Origin of the sequence: Rhizobium lentis (assembly GCF_014200175.1) — a bacterium.
GTDB lineage: Bacteria > Pseudomonadota > Alphaproteobacteria > Rhizobiales > Rhizobiaceae > Rhizobium > Rhizobium mulingense.
Genome location: NZ_JACHBD010000006.1, coordinates 1 through 17,823, shown reverse-complemented (window position 1 = coordinate 17,823; position 17,823 = coordinate 1). Strand labels below are relative to the sequence as shown.

17 protein-coding genes are annotated in these 17,823 nt (G+C 60.5%); 6 read left to right on the top strand and 11 right to left on the bottom strand.

The genetic code is table 11. From position 1 onward, the window contains the following. Positions 1-13: 13 nt before the first annotated feature. From GGI60_RS15190 to GGI60_RS15180, 3 genes are all read right to left on the bottom strand, one after another. On the bottom strand, positions 14-349 hold the full coding sequence (locus tag GGI60_RS15190) for a hypothetical protein (protein WP_183934477.1): 336 nt from the start codon (positions 347-349) through the stop codon (positions 14-16). Between the two features lie 225 nt (positions 350-574). Beyond that, positions 575-961 carry a DUF1236 domain-containing protein gene (locus GGI60_RS15185; protein WP_210314472.1) on the bottom strand — a complete coding sequence of 129 codons (387 nt, stop codon included), beginning with the start codon at positions 959-961 and terminating at the stop codon, positions 575-577. A 173-nt stretch (positions 962-1,134) separates the two neighbouring features. Next, positions 1,135-2,172, bottom strand: a complete 1,038-nt coding sequence (locus GGI60_RS15180) for an aldo/keto reductase (RefSeq protein WP_183934818.1) — start codon at positions 2,170-2,172, stop codon at positions 1,135-1,137. A gap of 512 nt (positions 2,173-2,684) precedes the next feature. Here GGI60_RS15180 and GGI60_RS15175 point away from each other — a divergent pair. The 3 genes from GGI60_RS15175 (at position 2,685) to GGI60_RS15165 (ending at position 7,291) form a co-directional block, all read left to right on the top strand. Next, positions 2,685-4,613 carry a diguanylate cyclase gene (locus GGI60_RS15175; RefSeq protein WP_183934476.1) on the top strand — a complete coding sequence of 643 codons (1,929 nt, stop codon included), beginning with the start codon at positions 2,685-2,687 and terminating at the stop codon, positions 4,611-4,613. A 111-nt stretch (positions 4,614-4,724) separates the two neighbouring features. Continuing rightward, entirely contained in the window at positions 4,725-7,019 is a 2,295-nt protein-coding gene (locus GGI60_RS15170; RefSeq protein ID WP_183934475.1) for an FdhF/YdeP family oxidoreductase, read from the top strand. Beyond that, a complete protein-coding gene (locus GGI60_RS15165) occupies positions 7,016-7,291 on the top strand; it encodes a hypothetical protein (protein ID WP_183934474.1) in 276 nt (91 codons plus the stop codon). The genes GGI60_RS15170 and GGI60_RS15165 overlap by 4 nt, the downstream gene beginning before the upstream one ends. Before the next feature lie 54 nt (positions 7,292-7,345). On the opposite strand, the gene GGI60_RS15160 is transcribed toward GGI60_RS15165, so the two are convergent. The 8 genes from GGI60_RS15160 to GGI60_RS15125 form a co-directional block, all read right to left on the bottom strand. Next, entirely contained in the window at positions 7,346-8,344 is a 999-nt protein-coding gene (locus GGI60_RS15160) for an AraC family transcriptional regulator (RefSeq protein WP_183934473.1), read from the bottom strand. Positions 8,345-8,522: 178 nt separating this feature from the next. Next, the gene (locus GGI60_RS15155) at positions 8,523-8,663 is read right to left on the bottom strand and encodes a hypothetical protein (protein ID WP_183934472.1); all 141 of its coding nucleotides are present in this window, start codon (positions 8,661-8,663) and stop codon (positions 8,523-8,525) included. 453 nt (positions 8,664-9,116) lie between these two features. Next, a complete protein-coding gene (locus GGI60_RS15150; protein WP_183934471.1) occupies positions 9,117-9,383 on the bottom strand; it encodes a hypothetical protein in 267 nt (88 codons plus the stop codon). Positions 9,384-9,496: 113 nt separating this feature from the next. Beyond that, a complete protein-coding gene (locus GGI60_RS15145) occupies positions 9,497-10,576 on the bottom strand; it encodes a glycine betaine/L-proline ABC transporter ATP-binding protein (protein WP_183934470.1) in 1,080 nt (359 codons plus the stop codon). Further along, positions 10,569-11,456, bottom strand: a complete 888-nt coding sequence (locus GGI60_RS15140; RefSeq protein ID WP_183934469.1) for an ABC transporter permease — start codon at positions 11,454-11,456, stop codon at positions 10,569-10,571. Before GGI60_RS15140 ends, GGI60_RS15145 begins: the two co-directional genes overlap by 8 nt. Before the next feature lie 95 nt (positions 11,457-11,551). After that, a complete protein-coding gene (locus GGI60_RS15135; RefSeq protein WP_183934468.1) occupies positions 11,552-12,553 on the bottom strand; it encodes an ABC transporter substrate-binding protein in 1,002 nt (333 codons plus the stop codon). 68 nt (positions 12,554-12,621) lie between these two features. Beyond that, entirely contained in the window at positions 12,622-13,416 is a 795-nt protein-coding gene (locus GGI60_RS15130) for a pyrroline-5-carboxylate reductase (protein ID WP_183934467.1), read from the bottom strand. Between the two features lie 13 nt (positions 13,417-13,429). Beyond that, a complete protein-coding gene (locus GGI60_RS15125) occupies positions 13,430-14,059 on the bottom strand; it encodes a TetR/AcrR family transcriptional regulator (RefSeq protein WP_183934466.1) in 630 nt (209 codons plus the stop codon). A gap of 145 nt (positions 14,060-14,204) precedes the next feature. On the opposite strand from GGI60_RS15125, the gene GGI60_RS15120 reads away from it, so the two are divergent. The 3 genes from GGI60_RS15120 to GGI60_RS15110 all read left to right on the top strand — a co-directional run bounded on the left by GGI60_RS15120 (position 14,205) and on the right by GGI60_RS15110 (position 17,754). Then, a complete protein-coding gene (locus tag GGI60_RS15120; RefSeq protein ID WP_183934465.1) occupies positions 14,205-16,241 on the top strand; it encodes an NADH:flavin oxidoreductase in 2,037 nt (678 codons plus the stop codon). 59 nt (positions 16,242-16,300) lie between these two features. Then, entirely contained in the window at positions 16,301-16,906 is a 606-nt protein-coding gene (locus GGI60_RS15115; protein WP_183934464.1) for a dimethylsulfoniopropionate lyase, read from the top strand. Between the two features lie 98 nt (positions 16,907-17,004). Then, on the top strand, positions 17,005-17,754 hold the full coding sequence (locus tag GGI60_RS15110) for an electron transfer flavoprotein subunit beta/FixA family protein (protein WP_183917118.1): 750 nt from the start codon (positions 17,005-17,007) through the stop codon (positions 17,752-17,754). Positions 17,755-17,823 lie beyond the last annotated feature (69 nt).

The following is a 17,823-nucleotide window of genomic DNA, read 5'->3' as shown; positions in this document are numbered from 1 at the left end:
GTCTTCCAGCCCTTCACGGCCAAAGTCCGACTGGTTCGCTGTCGCGGTCAATGCAGAGAATGAGAATCTCCGGATAGTTCTTTTCGTTACTGGCCTTAGGATCGGTTGTTGACAGCAGGAGTTCCGTCAATACTCCAAAGCGCTCGTGTGCCTTTCTCAGGATATCGGCGCTGGCAATGGGAAGATCGATTACGGTCTCAAGCGCACGAACGACACGCCGGGCGGCTCGCCGGATCTCGCGAGACGACATGTCAGATTTCACGATCTCCGTCGCCAGCTTGAATTTGGCGCGGTAACTTGTCGCGTTTTCGGCGGAGATCTGCCATCGGCGGTAGGTCTGTTGCTGCATAGCGCGTTAACGCGTCAACCGCCAAAACGTCTCTTGTCACCTGCAAACAGAGTGAATCGTATTTTAACTAAAACTTAAGCGTAAATTAGATGAGGCTTACTAAACTGCAAAAGCTCCATGCCGGAGGTCGCACTGAGCCTCCCGCTCGTCAAAATGAGCGGGCGCCGGCTAAGCCGACGCCCGCAAGCATCCGGGGAATTGTCACTCTCAAACCGCCGGATGCCACTACTCGATGATCTGCACCACCCTGCGGGTCTGCGGCTCGACGATCACGCGCTCCTGGCCCATGACGACATAGCCATACTTAGGATTGTCGGGGACCGGAGTGACCACGACGTCAGCAGGCAGCGCAACGCCCACTTTCACCGGTTCCCGGACGATCACCTGCTCGGCCGGGGCCGGAGCCTGCTGGACATAGGTTACCACCTGGGCGGGCGGAGGATCGATCACGCTGCCCGTTACGCCACCTACCACGGCGCCAACCCCGGCGCCGATCGGGCCGCCGACGATGGCGCCGGTCGCGGCACCGCCGACCATGCCCGTGACCGCACCGTCGGCAAAGGCCGAGCCAGCGATGCAGCTGATTGCCGCTGCGAGAATAATGCTTTTCATAATGCTTCTCCTTGTTACAGGTGGACCAGAAAAGCGGCACGGTCCGCTTTGTTCCGCGCATCGGACCTAGGTCGGATGTTGCGGCAGGGCTTTGGGAGGCGCGGTCCTCTGCGCGGGCAGGGGATTGCGGTCGTCCTTCGTGTTACCGCGGCAATTCCCTGGCCTCTGTAACGTCAGCGCCCGGAGTCTTCGCGGACGGGCGCGTCAACCCGCATCAAACCCAGCGCTTTCAGCTCCTCCCACAGCTCGCAGGGAATGGGCGTGTTTCGCGCGCGGTGGTTTGATGTTACCTGATCAACCGACTGACCACCGGGGATGACCGAAACGACGGCTGGATGATTGAGCGGAAAATTGAGAGCAGCGTCTGCCAGAGCGACGTGGTGTTCTCGGCAGACCTGTTCTATTCGCCGAACTCGGTCGAGGATCTCTGACGGGGCGTCGGAATAATTGTATTGTGCGCCAGGAATCGGTCCTGTGGCCAGAATGCCGGAATTATAGGGAGCGCCGAGCACTATACCGATATCGCGGGCTTCGCACATGGGGAGAAAGGATTCCAAGGCGTCCTGCTCAAGCAATGTATAGCGTCCGGCAAGCAGGAACAGATCAAAATCCCCTCGTTCGGCGAGCGTCTGACACATCTCCCACTCGTTGATCCCGCCGCCGATGGCCTTCACGACGCCCTGATCGCGTAACGAGATCATTGCGTGATATCCACCGGTCATGAATTGCTCGACGTAATGGTCGCAGGCTTCCGGCGTGCCGTGATTGAAGACGTCGAGATCGTGCACGAACAGAATATCGAAGCTGTCGAGACCCGTGCGTTCGAAGGATGCTTCCAGCGATCGCATGACTCCATCATAGCTGTAGTCGAAAACCTCTCTGCGATTGGGCGTATCAAAGAATTTGCCGATGCCGGTCCGCTCATCGGGTCGGCAGACCTTCATGATGCGGCCAACTTTTGTCGAAACCACGAAGTCTTCGCGCTTTTTCCTCGCAAGGAAACGGCCGACGCGCCTTTCCGCAAGGCCAAGCCCGTAGAGCGGTGCGGTGTCGAAGTAACGGATGCCATATTGCCACGCTGCATCCACCACGGCTGCTGCTTCCTCATCGCTTATAGCCCGATAGAGATTGCCGAGCGGCGCGGTGCCAAATCCGAGTTCGGTAAAGGTGAGGCCGCCGTTTCCCCTGCGATCCCAATGTCGCGTCTTCATGTCGTCCGCGCTCCTATGTTCATCTTGCCGTTCCCGCTCGAACAAATGCGCTGTGCCTGAACGGCTTTGGTTGGTCGCCTCGCGTGGGCAGAAATGATGTCGGTCACGCACGAGCGCCGGTGTCGGCATCATGCCCGCAAGAAGATGATGGAGAACTCCTCAGCAATATTGTGGGTAGCATTTCTCGCCGCCGCCGCGCGCTCCGCTGCATTCTAGATAATAACGCATCTGGAGTGGAATCGAACCGCAGGTTGGAAATTTCATCCACTACGTGGCCGCCCTCAGCGGCGCGGCGCCGGGCGCTTTCGCCGGCAACGACTTGCAAGAGGCGGGCATATCGGATGGCGGCAGGCAAGCGATGGGCTCGGCAGGAACCCTTCACCGCCAACCTCGCAGCAACTGATTCTAGTTGTGCCTTCCTTATGCGTCGAAAGCTTGAATATTTCGGTGCATTTGCCAGCGAACGAGGCGTCGGCCCTCAGGTTTAACGAAGCTCAAACCAGTATCGTCGTATGACAGGTTCGTTACATGGTTTGGAAGGTGGATCCAACGCAGTGAATGGCATCTGGACACATTTTGGTGGCAACCTTTCCTTCGTATCCTTGGCAATGTCGCTCTGGGCGCTCTTTTCGATTCAGTTTCAGCGTCGGTCCTTCATGCAGGAGAGGATCGCCTTCGGAATCATAGCCGGCGGCGCCTCCATCGGATCCACATTGCTCGCCATCGAATTTGATCCCGGGATCTATATCGATCTGCGATTTGCACCGCTTGCATTGGCCGGCATGTTCGGGGGGCCGATCGCTGCGGCTTTTGCAGCTTCACTGGCCGCCGCCTTTCGCTTTGCCGTCGGCGGCACGGCAATGATCGACGGGATCGTCACAATCGCTATCACCGCCGGCATCGGTGTGGCCGGTCATGTTTGGACGCGCAAGAGATCTCCCGGTTTCACGGACGTTGTTGTGCTGAGCCTTGCCCTCGGCGGCGCGCTGGTCGCATCAATGGCCCTACTTCCCACTCTCGTGACCGCTCATGTGCTGGCCGGCGTCGGTTTTCCGCTGACGGCTTTGAATTGTCTGGCGACCGTGCTGGGCGGTTTCGTCCTCTTGAAAACGCGGCAATGGGAGTTGGAACGCAGCATTCTGGTCACAGCATTTTCGCAATCGCCCGACTATCTCTATGTGAAGGACCGAAACAGCCGGTTCATCACCGTCAATGAAAACATGACCCGCCTCTTCCGTTTCAGAACGACGGCGGAGATGATCGGATTGTCGGATTTCAATCTGATGTCGCGGCCGCTCGCCGAGGAACTCTATTATCTCGAGCAGCAGGTCATAGACACTGGATTGCCACTGATCGATTCCACCGAATATATTGAAGGCAGATTCCTGCTTGCCTCCAAGGTGCCGCTCCGGGACAGGCAGGGCCGGGTGATCGGCCTTGCCGGCGTGACACGTGATGTGACCGAACGCACGGCGCTGGAGCGGGAATTGCGCGAAAGCAAGAACCTCTTGTCGCATGCCATGGCCGGCATGTCCGATGGTATCGCCATGTACGATAGCAGGGGTTTTCTTGTCTTCTGCAACGATCAGTACCGCAGCGCCTTTCCGCTATCTGGAGATGCCCGGGTGGTCGGCGCCCATATCAGCGACATCCTGCGCCGCGTCGTCGAAACCGGTGAGCGGCAGGGTATCCCGGAAGGCGATGTGGAAGAGTGGATCAAGGCCGCCACAGCTTCCCTGCACAGCAACAAGGACGAAGAGGTTCAGCTTCACAACGGCGACTGGCGCAGCATCCGGACACGACTTGCAGATGACGGCACGGCGATGGCTGTCGTCTCGGACATCACGGCGACGAAGCAGGCAGAAATCGCGCTCAGGCTGACGGCGGAACAGCTAAAGAATCTGGCCGAGACCGACGGGCTGACCGGCATCGTCAATCGCCGCACCTTCGATGAAATCTTCGCGCGTGAGACCGCGGGCAGCGCCCGGAGAAACACGCCGTTCAGCCTGCTGATGGTCGATATCGACCGCTTCAAGGCCTATAACGATACCTATGGGCATCCGGCCGGAGACCAGTGCCTGCGCGTCGTCAGCAAATGTCTGCGCCAATCGGTCAGCCGGCCGGCGGACATCGTCGCGCGCTATGGTGGCGAGGAATTCGTGGTGTTCCTTCCCGATACCAGCGCCAAGGGGGCAATGATCGTCGCCGAGCAATTCGCCCGTCGCCTGACCAGGGAGAATATCCTTCATTCCGGCAGCGAATTCGGGCGGGTCACAGCCAGTATCGGTATATCCTGTGCGACCGGAGCAACACTGCGCGCCAGCCCGAACCGGCTGCTCGCCGAGGCCGATACCGCGCTCTACGAGGCCAAGACGCAAGGCCGCAATCGCATCCTGGCCCATTCGCGAGAGAACGGGCATGCGCTGAAGGAAACCGGTTAGACCGAAATCCTGTTCACCTCCCCCGACTGCGCGGCGCTTGATAGGATTTTTCTATCAAACCATCGCTTGTATGGCCTTGATGTTTGTCCCGCTTCGACAATACACGGGCGCATGGACACAAAATTCATTGGCAAGAAATCGGCGGCGGCCGGAGGCTGGGGTGCTTTGACGAGCTGCGGGAAGCAGTTGCTTCAAAGCGGGACGCCGATCGCCGGGGCGCGAACGATGCTGAAAGCGAACCAGCCGGATGGGTTCGATTGCCCGGGCTGCGCTTGGGGCGATCCGGAGCACGGATCGTCGTTCGAGTTCTGCGAGAACGGGGTCAAGGCCGTCGCCTGGGAAGCAACGGAGAAGCGGGCAACGCCGGCTTTCTTCGCGGAAAACACGGTATCCGAGCTTCGCCGGCTGTCGGATTACGAGCTTGAGCTCAACGGCCGCCTTACCCACCCCATGCGCTACGATTCAATAAGCGACCGCTACCTGCCGGTGGCATGGGAGGATGCCTTTGCCGAGATCGGCAGCATTCTCAAGGGCCTCGATAATCCCGATCGTGCGGAATTCTATACATCAGGCCGGGCCAGCAACGAGGCCGCCTTCCTCTATCAGTTATTCGTGCGCGTCTACGGCACCAATAATTTTCCCGATTGCTCCAACATGTGCCACGAGGCCAGCGGCATCGCCATGCGCCAGGCGGTCGGCGTCGGCAAGGGCACCGTTCTGCTGGAGGATTTCGAGAAGGCCGACGCGATTTTCGTGATCGGACAGAACCCCGGCACGAACCATCCGAGAATGCTCGGCGACCTGCGCCGGGCAGCGCTTCGCGGCGCGCGCATCGTCGTCTTCAATCCGATCCGCGAGCGCGGCCTGGAGCGCTTCTCCGATCCGCAGGACAAGATCGAAATGCTGCGGGGCGGTTCGACCGATATAGCCAGCCATTATCTCCAGCCGCAACTCGGCGGCGACATGGCCGCGGTGCGGGGGATGGCGAAGGCCGTGCTGGCTGCGGAAGACGCGGCCGTCGCCTCCGGTCTGCCGCCGGTTCTCGATCATGCCTTTCTTGTCGAACATTGCGCAGGTTTTGCCGAATACCGGGCGGCTGTGGAGGCGACGAGCTGGGCCGACATCGAAGATCAATCGGGGTTGAGCCGAGAGGATATCGAACGGGCGGCCGATGTCTATATCGCTGCCGAACGGGTCATCTGCACCTGGGCGATGGGCGTGACGCAGCATCTGCATTCGGTGGCGACGATCCGAGAGATTGCCAACTTCATGTTCCTGCGCGGCAATATCGGCCGGCCCGGCGCCGGCCTCTGCCCGGTGCGCGGCCATTCCAACGTGCAGGGCGACCGAACTGTCGGCATCAACGAACAGCCGTCGGACGATTTCCTCGATGCGCTGGAGACGCATTTCCGCTTCACTGTCCCGCGCCGGCACGGCCACAACGTGCTTGCCGCGATCGGGGCGATGCTCGACGGCTCGGCCGAGGCCTTCATCGGGCTTGGCGGCAATTTCGCTCGCGCCACACCCGACAGCACCCTCGTCGAGAAAGCGCTTCGGCGGCTGAAACTGACGGTGCATATCGCTACCAAGCCGAACCATTCGCATCTGATGCCCGGCGAGGCGGCCTTTATCCTGCCGTGCCTCGGACGGACCGAGATGGACCTCAACGCTGCCGGCAATTCCCAGCTCGTGAGCGTCGAGGATTCGATGAGCATGGTGCATGGTTCCGCCGGCATCAATCGTCCGGCTTCACCGCATCTTCTCTCGGAAGTCGCCATCATTGCCGGCATTGCGCATGCGACGGTCGGCCCTTCCGTGGTCGACTGGGCGGAACTTGCCGAGGATTACGATCGCATCCGCGATCATATCGAGGCGACCATTCCCGGCTTCGAGGATTACAATAGGCGCCTGCGCAAACCGCGCGGTTTCTATCTGCGCAATGCCGCCGCCCATCGGCAGTGGCAGACGCCCACTGGCAAAGCGTCATTCTCCTGCCAGGCGCTTCCCGAGCAGACGGTGCATCAGCGCGCGCGAAAAAGCGAGAGACGCTTCGCCCTGCAGACGTTCCGCTCGCACGATCAGTACAATACCACGGTCTACGGCCTCGACGATCGATACCGCGGCGTCTACGGAGAGCGGCAGGTCATCTTCATAAATCCTGAAGATCTGAAGGCGATGAATGCCGAGGCCGGCGACCGCGTCGATGTGGTCGGCGAGCACGATGACGGTATCGAGCGCATCGCGCCGGATTTCCGCTTCGTCCCCTATGACATTCCGCGGGGCAGCATCGCCGGCTATTATCCCGAGCTGAACGTGCTCGTGCCGCTTGGCAGCGCCGGCGAGGAAAGCGACACGCCGACCTCGAAATCGATCATGGTTTCCTTCCGTCGGCGAAATGCCGCGTGAGCGAAGAGGCATCCGACGCCGGCCGATTTCTCGACCTTGTCGCTGCAGCGCAAGACAGGGATACCGGGCTGACCTCGATACAGGCCGGCCTGCTCGTCGCAGCGGAGCTCGAGATCGCATCCGACAGCCGCTCTTTCGCACGCGCTCTGGGGATCGCGCATGCGCTCGTGCTGCGGGAACTCAACGCGCTCGCCGAGCGTGATGACACGCTTGAGATCGTCAAGCGGGATCCGAGGACGATGCGAGCGTTCTACAGATTGGCGAAGTCCTGAAGCAGGTCTCGCAATATTTTGCAGCGAGTTGCGATGTCGGCGATACCGGCCGGCTTATCGACCGCTCACGCGCTTCCTCGTGTCTGAGGGGTATTCCCCATAGGTCGTTTTATAGACCGCGGAAAAGCGGCCGAAATGAAAGAAGCCCCATTTGAGGCAGACGGCCTTCATCGTCTCCTTGCTTTCGGGATCTAGCAAATCCTGGCGCGCCGCGCGCAGGCGAAGCATCAGCAGATAGGCGGCGGGAGACGTTCCCTTGAAGGCGCGGAAACCCGTTTCGAGCGCCCTGCTCGAGACGCCGGCCGCTTCGGCCACCTTCGGCATGGTGATCGGCTGATCGATATTGGCCTGCATGAACTCGATTGCCCTGCGCACATGTCTCGGAGCGATCAGCGCCGGCCCCTTGTCGAGGAAATGCGAAAGCCGGTGCGGCACCATGCGCACGACCAGATCGGCCAGCGCCTGCGTCATGTGCGCCATGGCGATCGGCGATTGCAGTAAGGGGCCGTCGTCGCGCATCCCTGATATGATCGTTTCGGTGAGATTGCCGATCGTCCGGCCGACCGGTGTCGACAGGTCCAGTTCCGGCAGCAGGTCGAGCGATCCGCTGAACGGCATTTCGAACGTCTGGCCGATTGTCTGAAGGATAACGGGCCAGTTGATCAGCAGTTCGTCGATGACGTTCCCTTGCCCATGCATGAGAACGCTGTCGGGTTCGAAATTGTTGTATAGAAGCAATTTTCCTTGCCCGGCCTCTGCCTTGCGCGTCCCATAGGTCACCCCCATGCCGCCGCGACGCGGGACGACCAGCGACAGATATTCGGCCGTGCTGGCAGTCGGCTCGATGTTGAACTGGAACTCCGCCTCATGATAGCCGGTCAGCAGGACCGCGCTGTTCGCAACCGAAAAATCCAGTCCCCAATGGAAGTTCTTGGCGCGGCCGACGGGCTCGGCATCAAACGCGCCAAACGCACCGCCGAGCGTTTCCACCATGTTGTCGAAGGACGAACCATGGAATCGAAAGGAGAATGGCTTTGCGCTGTTTTCCGTCATGCTGTTCCCGCAAATTCTTCTGATCCAATATGACGCGAGGCGTCGCTAATATGGAGATGATGTACGTCCCTCTTTCTGGTCACAGTTGCTGACATCGCCTTTTCCTCCGCGCTTTCGTCAGGGCCTAATGGACGGGAGGAAGGGCGAGCCCGGTTCGTATATTAGCGAAAATGAGGGCTCAGCGCAGCAGGTGGCGGCGCAGCGGCGAAGCTTCGACCTGATGCGGACGTCGAAAGCTGTTCGGCCAAGCGAATTCGAGTCGGCAGCGAACCTGGCAGATGCTGAAAAAGGGAAATTTTTTAATATCGACAATGCCCATCGGTCGGACTTTCCTGGCCGGTCGGCAGGATCTGACAGAACCGGCAGTCCTTGGCAAGCCTTGGCGATGCCGCTTGGTGATAATCCGATGGTGAAACGATTAGCCAGCTTGCGCAGACGGCGCTCCGACGCGCCATGCGAAAGTCGCCTGCCGAAGGTTCTAAAGTGGACCGCTCGAGATAGCCTTCGGCAGGCTGACAGGCAGTTGTCATACGCACGGGATGGAGTGCGTATGGATGAGCCCCTCCCATCATTTGGGGTTATCGACAGGGGGGGTGCTTCAGACCGTCGACCATCATGGCCCCGGTCACGATTACTTTAGTGTTCGGGAGCCATGGAGCAATTGTCGCACGTCGATATTGTCGGTCGATCGGCTTTTCGCTACGCAGTCTGGACTGGTCCTGCGCAAAATGTATAGGCCGGCGCATTGCTCTGGCGACTTTGCCACTGGGCATCAGAGCTCCAATGCGACTCGCCGGCCTCGTAGAAAGCAGAGGTTGCCTGGTGCGGTACGAATTGCTGAATCGCCATACGCGCCGACGTGGTAGAGCTGGCGACCGCACCAGTTTGCCTGATTGCGGTCGTTGCCTTTTTGAATGAGGAATAACGCTGTTGTCGCCGCGACAAAGCACAGCGGCGGTAGAACAGGCATCGGCTCGGCCAAGACTATCCCGGCGCCGCCCGATGACGCGATCGGCATAATAGGCGACGTGCTGGTCACCAAGCACCCCGTGCCCTGTTGCCAAATGCGCCCCGAAGACGATCCGGTTGTATGCATAGCGGCGCACCGAATATCGGTGTCGCCGACCGAGCCGAGAGACGCCGCGCTAAGCTTCAGAGTGCGACCGAAAGGGTGTTGTCGCGCCGGACGGCCACCTCATGCGAGTTCACCATCGCGCCGGCTAGTTGGCGGAAGGTGACGAGCCCCAGGGTTTCTCCCGATGGTGAAACCACCCTGGCATCGTCGGCCGGCGTCGAGGCTAGCATCCGGACGGCTTCTTCGACCGTCGTTCCGGCCGCAATCGCCAAGCCGACGGGCGCCGCACCGGCGTGCAGCGGCGTCATGACGGCTTCGACTTGGACGACCCGTCCCCGGTTCACTTCCTTGACGAAATTGGCGATGTATTCGTCGGCCGGGCGCAGCACGATGTCCTGGCTGGTGCCCTGCTGGATGACTTCGCCGTCGCGCAGGATGGCGATCTGGTCGCCGAGGCGCAGCGCCTCGTCGAGATCGTGGGTGATGAAGACGATGGTCTTCTTGATTTCCTTCTGGATGTCGAGAAGCACCGTCTGCATATCCGTGCGGATCAGTGGGTCGAGGGCCGAATAGGCCTCGTCCATCAGAAGCACCGGCGCATCGTTGGCAAGCGCCCGCGCCAGGCCGACACGCTGCTGCATGCCGCCGGAAAGCTGGTTGGGATAGCGCTGCTCGAAGCCCTTGAGCCCGACCCGCTCCAGCCAGCGCATGGCGATATCGATGGCTTTGGCCCGCTCCATGCCCTGCACTTCGAGGCCAAAGATAGTGTTGTCGAGGACGTTGCGGTGCGGCAGAAGCGCAAACTTCTGAAACACCATCGCCGTCTGCTGCCGACGGAACGTCCGCAATTCGGTTTCATTCATCTTCACGACGTCGACGCCGTCGACCAGGACTTCGCCGGATGTCGGGTCGATCAGCCGGTTGATGTGGCGGATCAGCGTCGATTTGCCCGATCCCGAAAGGCCCATCACGACCTGGATGCCCCCGGAGGGGATCTCGATATTGATATCCCGGAGGCCGAGGACGTGGCCGTACTTCTGATTGAGCTCGGTCTTCGTCAGGCCCTTCTGCACCGCCTCGACATGGGCGGCGGGGTTGGGGCCGAAGATCTTGTAGAGGTGGCGGATCTTGATGCCGCCGAAATGCTGCTCAGCCATGGACGGTCTCCCGATGCTTCTGGAGCCTTTTGCCATATGCCTGGCTGACCCGGTCGAAGATGATGGCGATGCCGACGATGGCAAGGCCATTGAAAATGCCCAGCGTGAAGTACTGGTTGGCGATTGCTTTCAGCACCGGCTGGCCAAGGCCCTGGACGCCGATCATCGAGGCGATAACCACCATGGCGAGCGCCATCATGATCGTCTGGTTGATGCCGGCCATGATGGTCGGCAGCGCCAGCGGCAGCTGCACCTTGAACAGCTTCTGCGACCGCGAGGTGCCGAAAGCGTCGGCAGCTTCGAGCACGTCCTTGTCGACGAGCCGGATGCCGAGATCGGTCAGGCGGATCATCGGCGGGATGGCGTAGATGACGACGGCGATCAGGCCGGGCACCTTGCCGATGCCGAGCAGCATGACGACCGGGATGAGGTAGACGAAGCTCGGCATGGTCTGCATGACGTCGAGGATAGGATTGACGATGCGCTGCAGCCGGTCGGAGCGGGCCATCAGGATGCCGATCGGGATGCCGATGGCGATGGAAAGAACCGTGCAGACGAAGATCATCGAGACCGTCCGCATCGTGTCGTCCCACATATCGAAATAGCCGATCAGCATCAGCGTTACCAGACAGCCAGCGACAACCTTCAGGCTGCGGCTGGCAAACCAGGCGATGGCGAGGATGATCGCGGTGATGATCGGCCACGGCGTCTGCGTCATGAAGCGCTCGGCGGCGATGAGGAAATGCTGCAGCGGCACGAACAGGCTTTCGATGCCGTCGCCATAGCTGCGGGTAAATCCGCGAAAGCCGTCGTCGATCGCCTTCTTCAGGTTGCGAAGCGCGTCATCATTCATGTGCGGGAATTTGTAAAACCATTCCATCTCGGTTCCCCTTTCGTCAAACAGCCGTGGCAGTCTTTTTGATTTTGTCGGCGCGTGAGAAGCGGTGCGCTTTTGGCGCACCGCAATTTTTGGCTTTAGAGAGCAGCTTCGATCTTCGCGGCGGCCTCCGGCGAGACCCACTTGGTCCAGATGTCCTTGTTTTCTTCCAGGAAGTGCTTGGCACCGTCTTCGCCGGTCGCCTGGTTGTCGGTCATCCACGCCATCAGCTTGTTGACCGTGTCGTTGCTCCAGGAGCGCTTCTTCAGATAATCCATGACCTCGGGCCCGACCTTTTCAGAAAAGGGCTTTGCGACGAGGGTCACGACGTGATCGACAGGCCACGAAGCGGGCTTCGGATCGGGGCAGTCGGCGACGGTGATGCAACGCTTCCATTCGGCCGAATCCTCCGGCACGCCGGCTTCGAGCTTGACCATCTGATACTTGCCGAGCAGCGCGGTCGGTGCCCAGTAGTAGCCGACCCAGCCTTCCTTGCGTTCATAGGCCTTGGCGATCGAACCATCGAGGCCGGCGGCAGAGCCGGTGTCGACGAGCGTGAAGCCGGCCTTCTCTGCGCCGAAGGCCTTATAGAGCTGCGAGGTGACAACCGTGCCGCCCCAGCCCTGCGGGCCGTTGACGATGGCGCCCTTCTTCGGGTCCTCCGGATCAGGGAAAAGTTCCGGATGCTTCAGCACGTCGCCGATGGTCTTGATGTCGGGATGGGCGTCGGCGAGATATTTCGGAATCCACCAGCCCTGCACGCCGCCGTCCGGCAGCGGCGAGCCGACCTGCACGATGCGGCCTTCTTCCGTGCCCTTCTTGACGACATCAGGCAGCAGATCGATCCAGGCTTCAGGAGCAATATCAGGCTGACCCTTTTCGGCCATGGACGTGATCGTCGGGACGGTGTCGCCGACGGTGATGTCGGCGCTGCAGCCGTAACCTTCGTTCAGGATGAACTTGTCCAAGTTGGAGAGAACTTCGGCGCTCTGCCAGTTCATGCTGGCGATGGTGACGGTGCCGCATTCGGCAGCGCTGGCAAACGACGCGCCGCCAAGCAGGCCGAACGTCAAACATGTCGATGCAAGTAGTTTCTTCATTCTCGTTCCCTCTATTTAGCGGCTGATCGAGCCAGGTGGGGTGCCGCAGTACCCACCCTCAACGGTCGTCAGGAAGCGTCTCCCATACTCACCGATTTCTTGAATGCTGCCGATAGTCCATCTGCCACCGCAGCCTCGAACCCGGCGTCGCGCATGCCTACGATGGCTGCCGCGGTGGTGCCGCGATAGTCGAGAAAGGCCGCAACGGTATCGCCAGGAGATTCGTCGCGACGTTCCAGCAGGTGGCCGGCGCCGACCACCACCGTATTGACGGCGCGCCGCGCAATCTCGGCCGAAAGGCCATGGGCGACGGCGTCGCTCATCATGGCGGCAGCGAGCAGCGCCGGAAATGCCGGACCGGATCCGGATAGGCCCGTGAGGTAGTCGATGTCGCTTTCGCTCGCGACTTCGTCCTGTGCCCCGCAAGCCTCGAAAATGGCGCCGACAATGGCCCGGTCATCTGCCGTGACACCGCTCGCGCCGATCCAGGGCGTATAGGATCTGGCCACTTCGGCGGCAGCGTTCGGCAGCGCGCGGACGACGCGACCGGTGTTATGGCGTTCTGAGAGGGCGTCCAGTCGGATGCCTGCCATGACTGATACGACCAGTTTGCCGCCGGCATCGACCCTCAGGCCATGCCAGTCAGCGGGGCGAACGGAGAGAATGATCACGTCGGAGCGGTCGGCAAGCGCCTGATTGTCCGAAGTCCAGGAGGAGTTCGGGAAGCGGCACGGCTGCTCGGCGCGATAGGAGAGGCAAAGATTTCGAGAATCAACCAGGCCGGCATCAATGATCGAGCCGGCGATTGCCCCGCCAAGCCAGCCGCCACCACCGATTATACCGATCCTCAAGGAAACGCTCATCTCCGGCCTTCCTCTAACTGGGCCTATAGCCGTGCCGAGAGAAGAAGCGGTCAAGCTCTCTCTGCTGTGGCACTTCGCCCGTGTAGATCGCAATATACTCCGGAATCCGTTTCATGCGGACGGCGATATCCTCCCTTGACTGCATGGAGATGTACCCGATCTGCACGAGGTATGTTGTTCGCGCTCTGACATCTGATGTCGTTTCTGGTATCCCGAACCGCATAAACATGCGCTTCAGCGCCTCGAGTCGGATCTGGTCGGCCTGCTGAACCTCAGCCAAGAGCTCGTCCGACTGCAGCGCCCAGCTGCGGATGGCGAACTCGAATTTCGCGTCGAAGAGATCGGTGTTGAGCCAACAATCGAAGACGTTGAGCATCGCCTCGGCCAGCGATTCCGCGTAAGCCTCGGACTGCTTGATGATGTTGCCGGTGTTTTTGTCGCGCCACCGCGCCACCAATGCGCTCAGCAATTCCTCCCGATCCTTGAAGAACCAGTAGAAGCTCGTTCGCGAGAGATTGAGCTTCTTCGCCAGCGGCAGAATTTTCACCGAGTCAACGCCCGATTCGAGCAGGGAGTGGTAAGCTGCTTCCAGCCACCCCTCCTGCGATCCGCGCCAGCCAGTGTCATTCAAAGCCTGATCCATGAATTATCTCCTATCAAATCACGAGGCGGCGCACAAGAAAAATGTACATATGTGTCCAAAACAGCGACCAGTGTGTTTTCTGCGTTGACACATATGTACATTGCGCTTAGCGTCCCCCTGTCGTTTTTAATCGGAACCACGGCCCATGTCGAATGATCCCCTCCTTCAGCCCTACCAGCTCAAGCATCTGAAGCTGCGCAACCGTATCATCGTCACCTCGCACGAGCCGGCCTATCCGGAAGACGGTATGCCGAAGGAAAGGTACCGCGCCTATACGGTGGAACGGGCAAAGGGCGGGGTAGCCCTGACGATGACGGCAGGTTCGGCGGCCGTTTCCAAGGACAGCCCGCCGGTTTTCAATAACCTGCTCGCCTATAAGGACGAGATCGTGCCCTGGATCAGGGAAATGACCGATGCGGTGCACGAGGAGGGGGCGGCGATCATGATCCAGCTCACCCATCTCGGCCGGCGCACGCGCTGGGACAAGGGCGATTGGCTGCCGGTTGTGGCGCCGTCGCATCATCGCGAGGCCTCCCATCGCGCCTTCCCGAAGAAGCTGGAAGACTGGGACATCGAGCGCATCATCAAGGATTTCGCCGATGCGGCCGAGCGCATGAAGGCGGGCGGCATGGACGGTGTCGAACTCGAGGCCTACGGCCACCTGATCGACCAATTCGTGTCTCCGCTCACCAATGAGCTCGATGGCCCCTATGGCGGTTCGCTCGACAATCGTCTGCGCTTCTGTTTCGACGTGTTCAAGGCGATCCGGAAAAGGGTGGGTGACAATTTCATTCTCGGCCTGCGCTATACTGCCGACGAATGTCTTCCCGGCGGTACGGGCAAGGCCGAAGGCATCGAAATCTCCAAGCGACTGAAGGAGAGCGGCCTCATCGATTACCTGAACGTGATCCGCGGCCACATCGATACCGACGCCGGTCTGACAGACGTGATCCCGATCCAGGGAATGGCGAATTCCCCGCATCTCGATTTCGCCGGCGAAATTCGCGCCGCGACCGATTTTCCGACCTTTCATGCGGCGAAAATCCCGGATGTCGCCACGGCCCGCCACGCGATCGCGGCCGGCAAGGTCGACATGGTCGGAATGACCCGCGCCCACATGACCGACCCGCACATCGTTCGCAAGATCATCGAAAAGCGGGAAGAGGAAATTCGGCCCTGCGTCGGCGCCAATTACTGTCTCGACCGCATCTATCAGGGCGGAACCGCCTACTGCATCCACAATGCCGCCACCGGCCGCGAACTGACCATGCCGCATATCCTGGCGAAGGCCGATGTGAAGAAGAAGGTGGTTATCGTCGGCGCCGGTCCGGCCGGTCTTGAGGCCGCGCGTGTCGCCGGGGAACGCGGTCACAAGGTCGTCGTTTTCGAAGCGGCGAACAATCCCGGCGGCCAGATCCGCCTCACCGCCCAGAGCGAGCGCCGCAGGGAGATGATCAGCATCATCGACTGGCGCATGAGCCAGTGCGAGAAATACGACGTGACCTTCCACTTCAACACCTGGGCGGAAGCCGACACGATCGAGGCCGAAAACCCCGATGTCGTCGTTATCGCGACCGGCGGCCTGCCGCATACCGAAGTTCTTTCGAGGGGCAACGAGCTGGTGGTCTCCTCATGGGACATTATCTCCGGCGACGTGAAGCCTGGCACCAACGTCCTGATTTTTGACGATGCCGGCGACCATGCCGGCCTCCAGGCGGCGGAATTTCTCGCCAAGGCAGGCGCCAAGGTCGAGATCATGACGCCCGACCGGTCCTTTGCGCCGGAGGTGATGGCCATGAACCTCGTGCCCTATATGCGCTCCCTTCAGAAGCATGACGTGACCTTCACCGTCACCTATCGCCTGGAGGCGGTCGAAAAGAGCGGCAATCAGCTTGTCGCCCATGTCGGCAGCGATTACGGCGGGATTGCCAAGCAAAGCAGCTACGATCAGATCATCGTCAATCACGGGACCATTCCGCTCGATGAGCTCTATTTCGAGCTGAAACCCAGTTCGAGTAACCTCGGCGAGATGTCGCACGACCAGCTTCTGGCCGGCGAACCGCAGTCGGTCGTTCGCAATCCCGAGGGCAAATTCCAGCTGTTCCGGATCGGCGACGCTGTCGCTGCGCGCAATACGCATGCCGCCGTCTATGACGGCCTGCGTCTCGCAAAAGATATATGATTGCAGCAGAGGCTACCGGCTGGCCGGGCTAAGATCGTCTGTTCTAGGGAGGGGATGGCATGAATTTACGCGGGGATAGCCTGCAGCTTTTCCTGGACGCAGCGTCTCAGGCTTTCCAGAGGTTTGCGACAGCCCCGGAAGCCCGGCGCTCGATCCGGCAGTTTCTCGCGGCCCTGGGGCACCCGGGGACCGCACGTGCGGGCGGCGGAAGCCGGTTGCCGGTCTGCGCTTACCTTGATGTGGCGCTCGCGATTGATAGCTCCTATGATCCTTCGCTAGGACGATTGATCGAGGCGTTCAAAGGCATCGAGCCAATGCTTGAATGGCATCGGCGCACCAAGTATGACCACTCGGCGAGCGACAATTTTGCCGGTGGGCATGCCAATGCGATGATCATCGGCCCCGGCGGATTGGAGGAGCGGAGCGACTTGTGGCTCGGGGTGACCTTGATGGCGCCGCATGTGCGTTATCCGGATCATGATCATGCGCCGGAGGAGGTCTATCTCGTGCTTTCCGAGGGGGAGTTCAGGCAGGGGGATGGGAACTGGTTTTCGCCTGGCATCGGCGGATCGTTCTATAATGTCCCAGGGATCAAACATGCCATGAGGTCGGTCGACACGCCGCTCTTTGCCTTCTGGGCGTTGCTTGCCGAACGGCCGCACTAGCGCGATGCGCAGATTCAACCTTGCAGGGTCCTGTGCGCATCTGAAAAGACGTCCGGCGCTATAGGGATCAGCATTCGGAATAACAAAGGGGATTGCAGATGAAGATTCTCGTGCCCGTCAAACGGGTTGTCGACTACAACGTGAAGATCCGGGTGAAGCCGGATGGCACGGGTGTCGAGCTTGCCAATGTGAAGATGTCGATGAACCCGTTCGACGAGATCTCGGTGGAAGAGGCGCTGCGGCTGAAGGAGGCCGGCAAGGCCGAGGAAGTGGTGGTCGTCTCGATCGGTCCGGCCAAGGCCGAGGAGACGCTGCGCACCGCGCTCGCCATGGGCGCCGACCGGGCGATCCTGGTCGAGACCGACGATCAGGTCGAGCCGCTCGCTGTCGCCAAGATCCTCAAAGCGGTCGCCGATGCCGAGCAACCGGGGCTGATCATCACGGGCAAGCAGGCGATCGACGACGATTCCAACCAGACCGGCCAGATGCTGGCGGCATTGCTGGGTTCGGCCCAGGCAACCTTCGCCTCGAAGATCGAGATCGGTGACGGCAAGGCGACCGTCACCCGCGAGGTCGACGGCGGCCTGCAGACGATCGAGATCAAGCTGCCGGCGGTGGTGACCACCGATCTTCGCCTGAACGAGCCGCGTTATGCCTCGCTGCCGAACATCATGAAGGCGAAGAAGAAGCCGCTCGACAAGAAGAGCCCGGCCGATTTCGGTGTCGACACGACGCCGCGGCTGAAGGTCTTGAAGACCGAGGAGCCGTCCGGCCGCAAGGCCGGCGTCAAGGTCAAGTCGGTCGCCGAACTCATCGACAAGCTGAAAAACGAAGCCGGCGTGCTGTAATCGGGTTGGAACAGGAGCAACTATCATGACCATTCTTCTTCTGGCCGACCATGACGGCAATCACCTCTC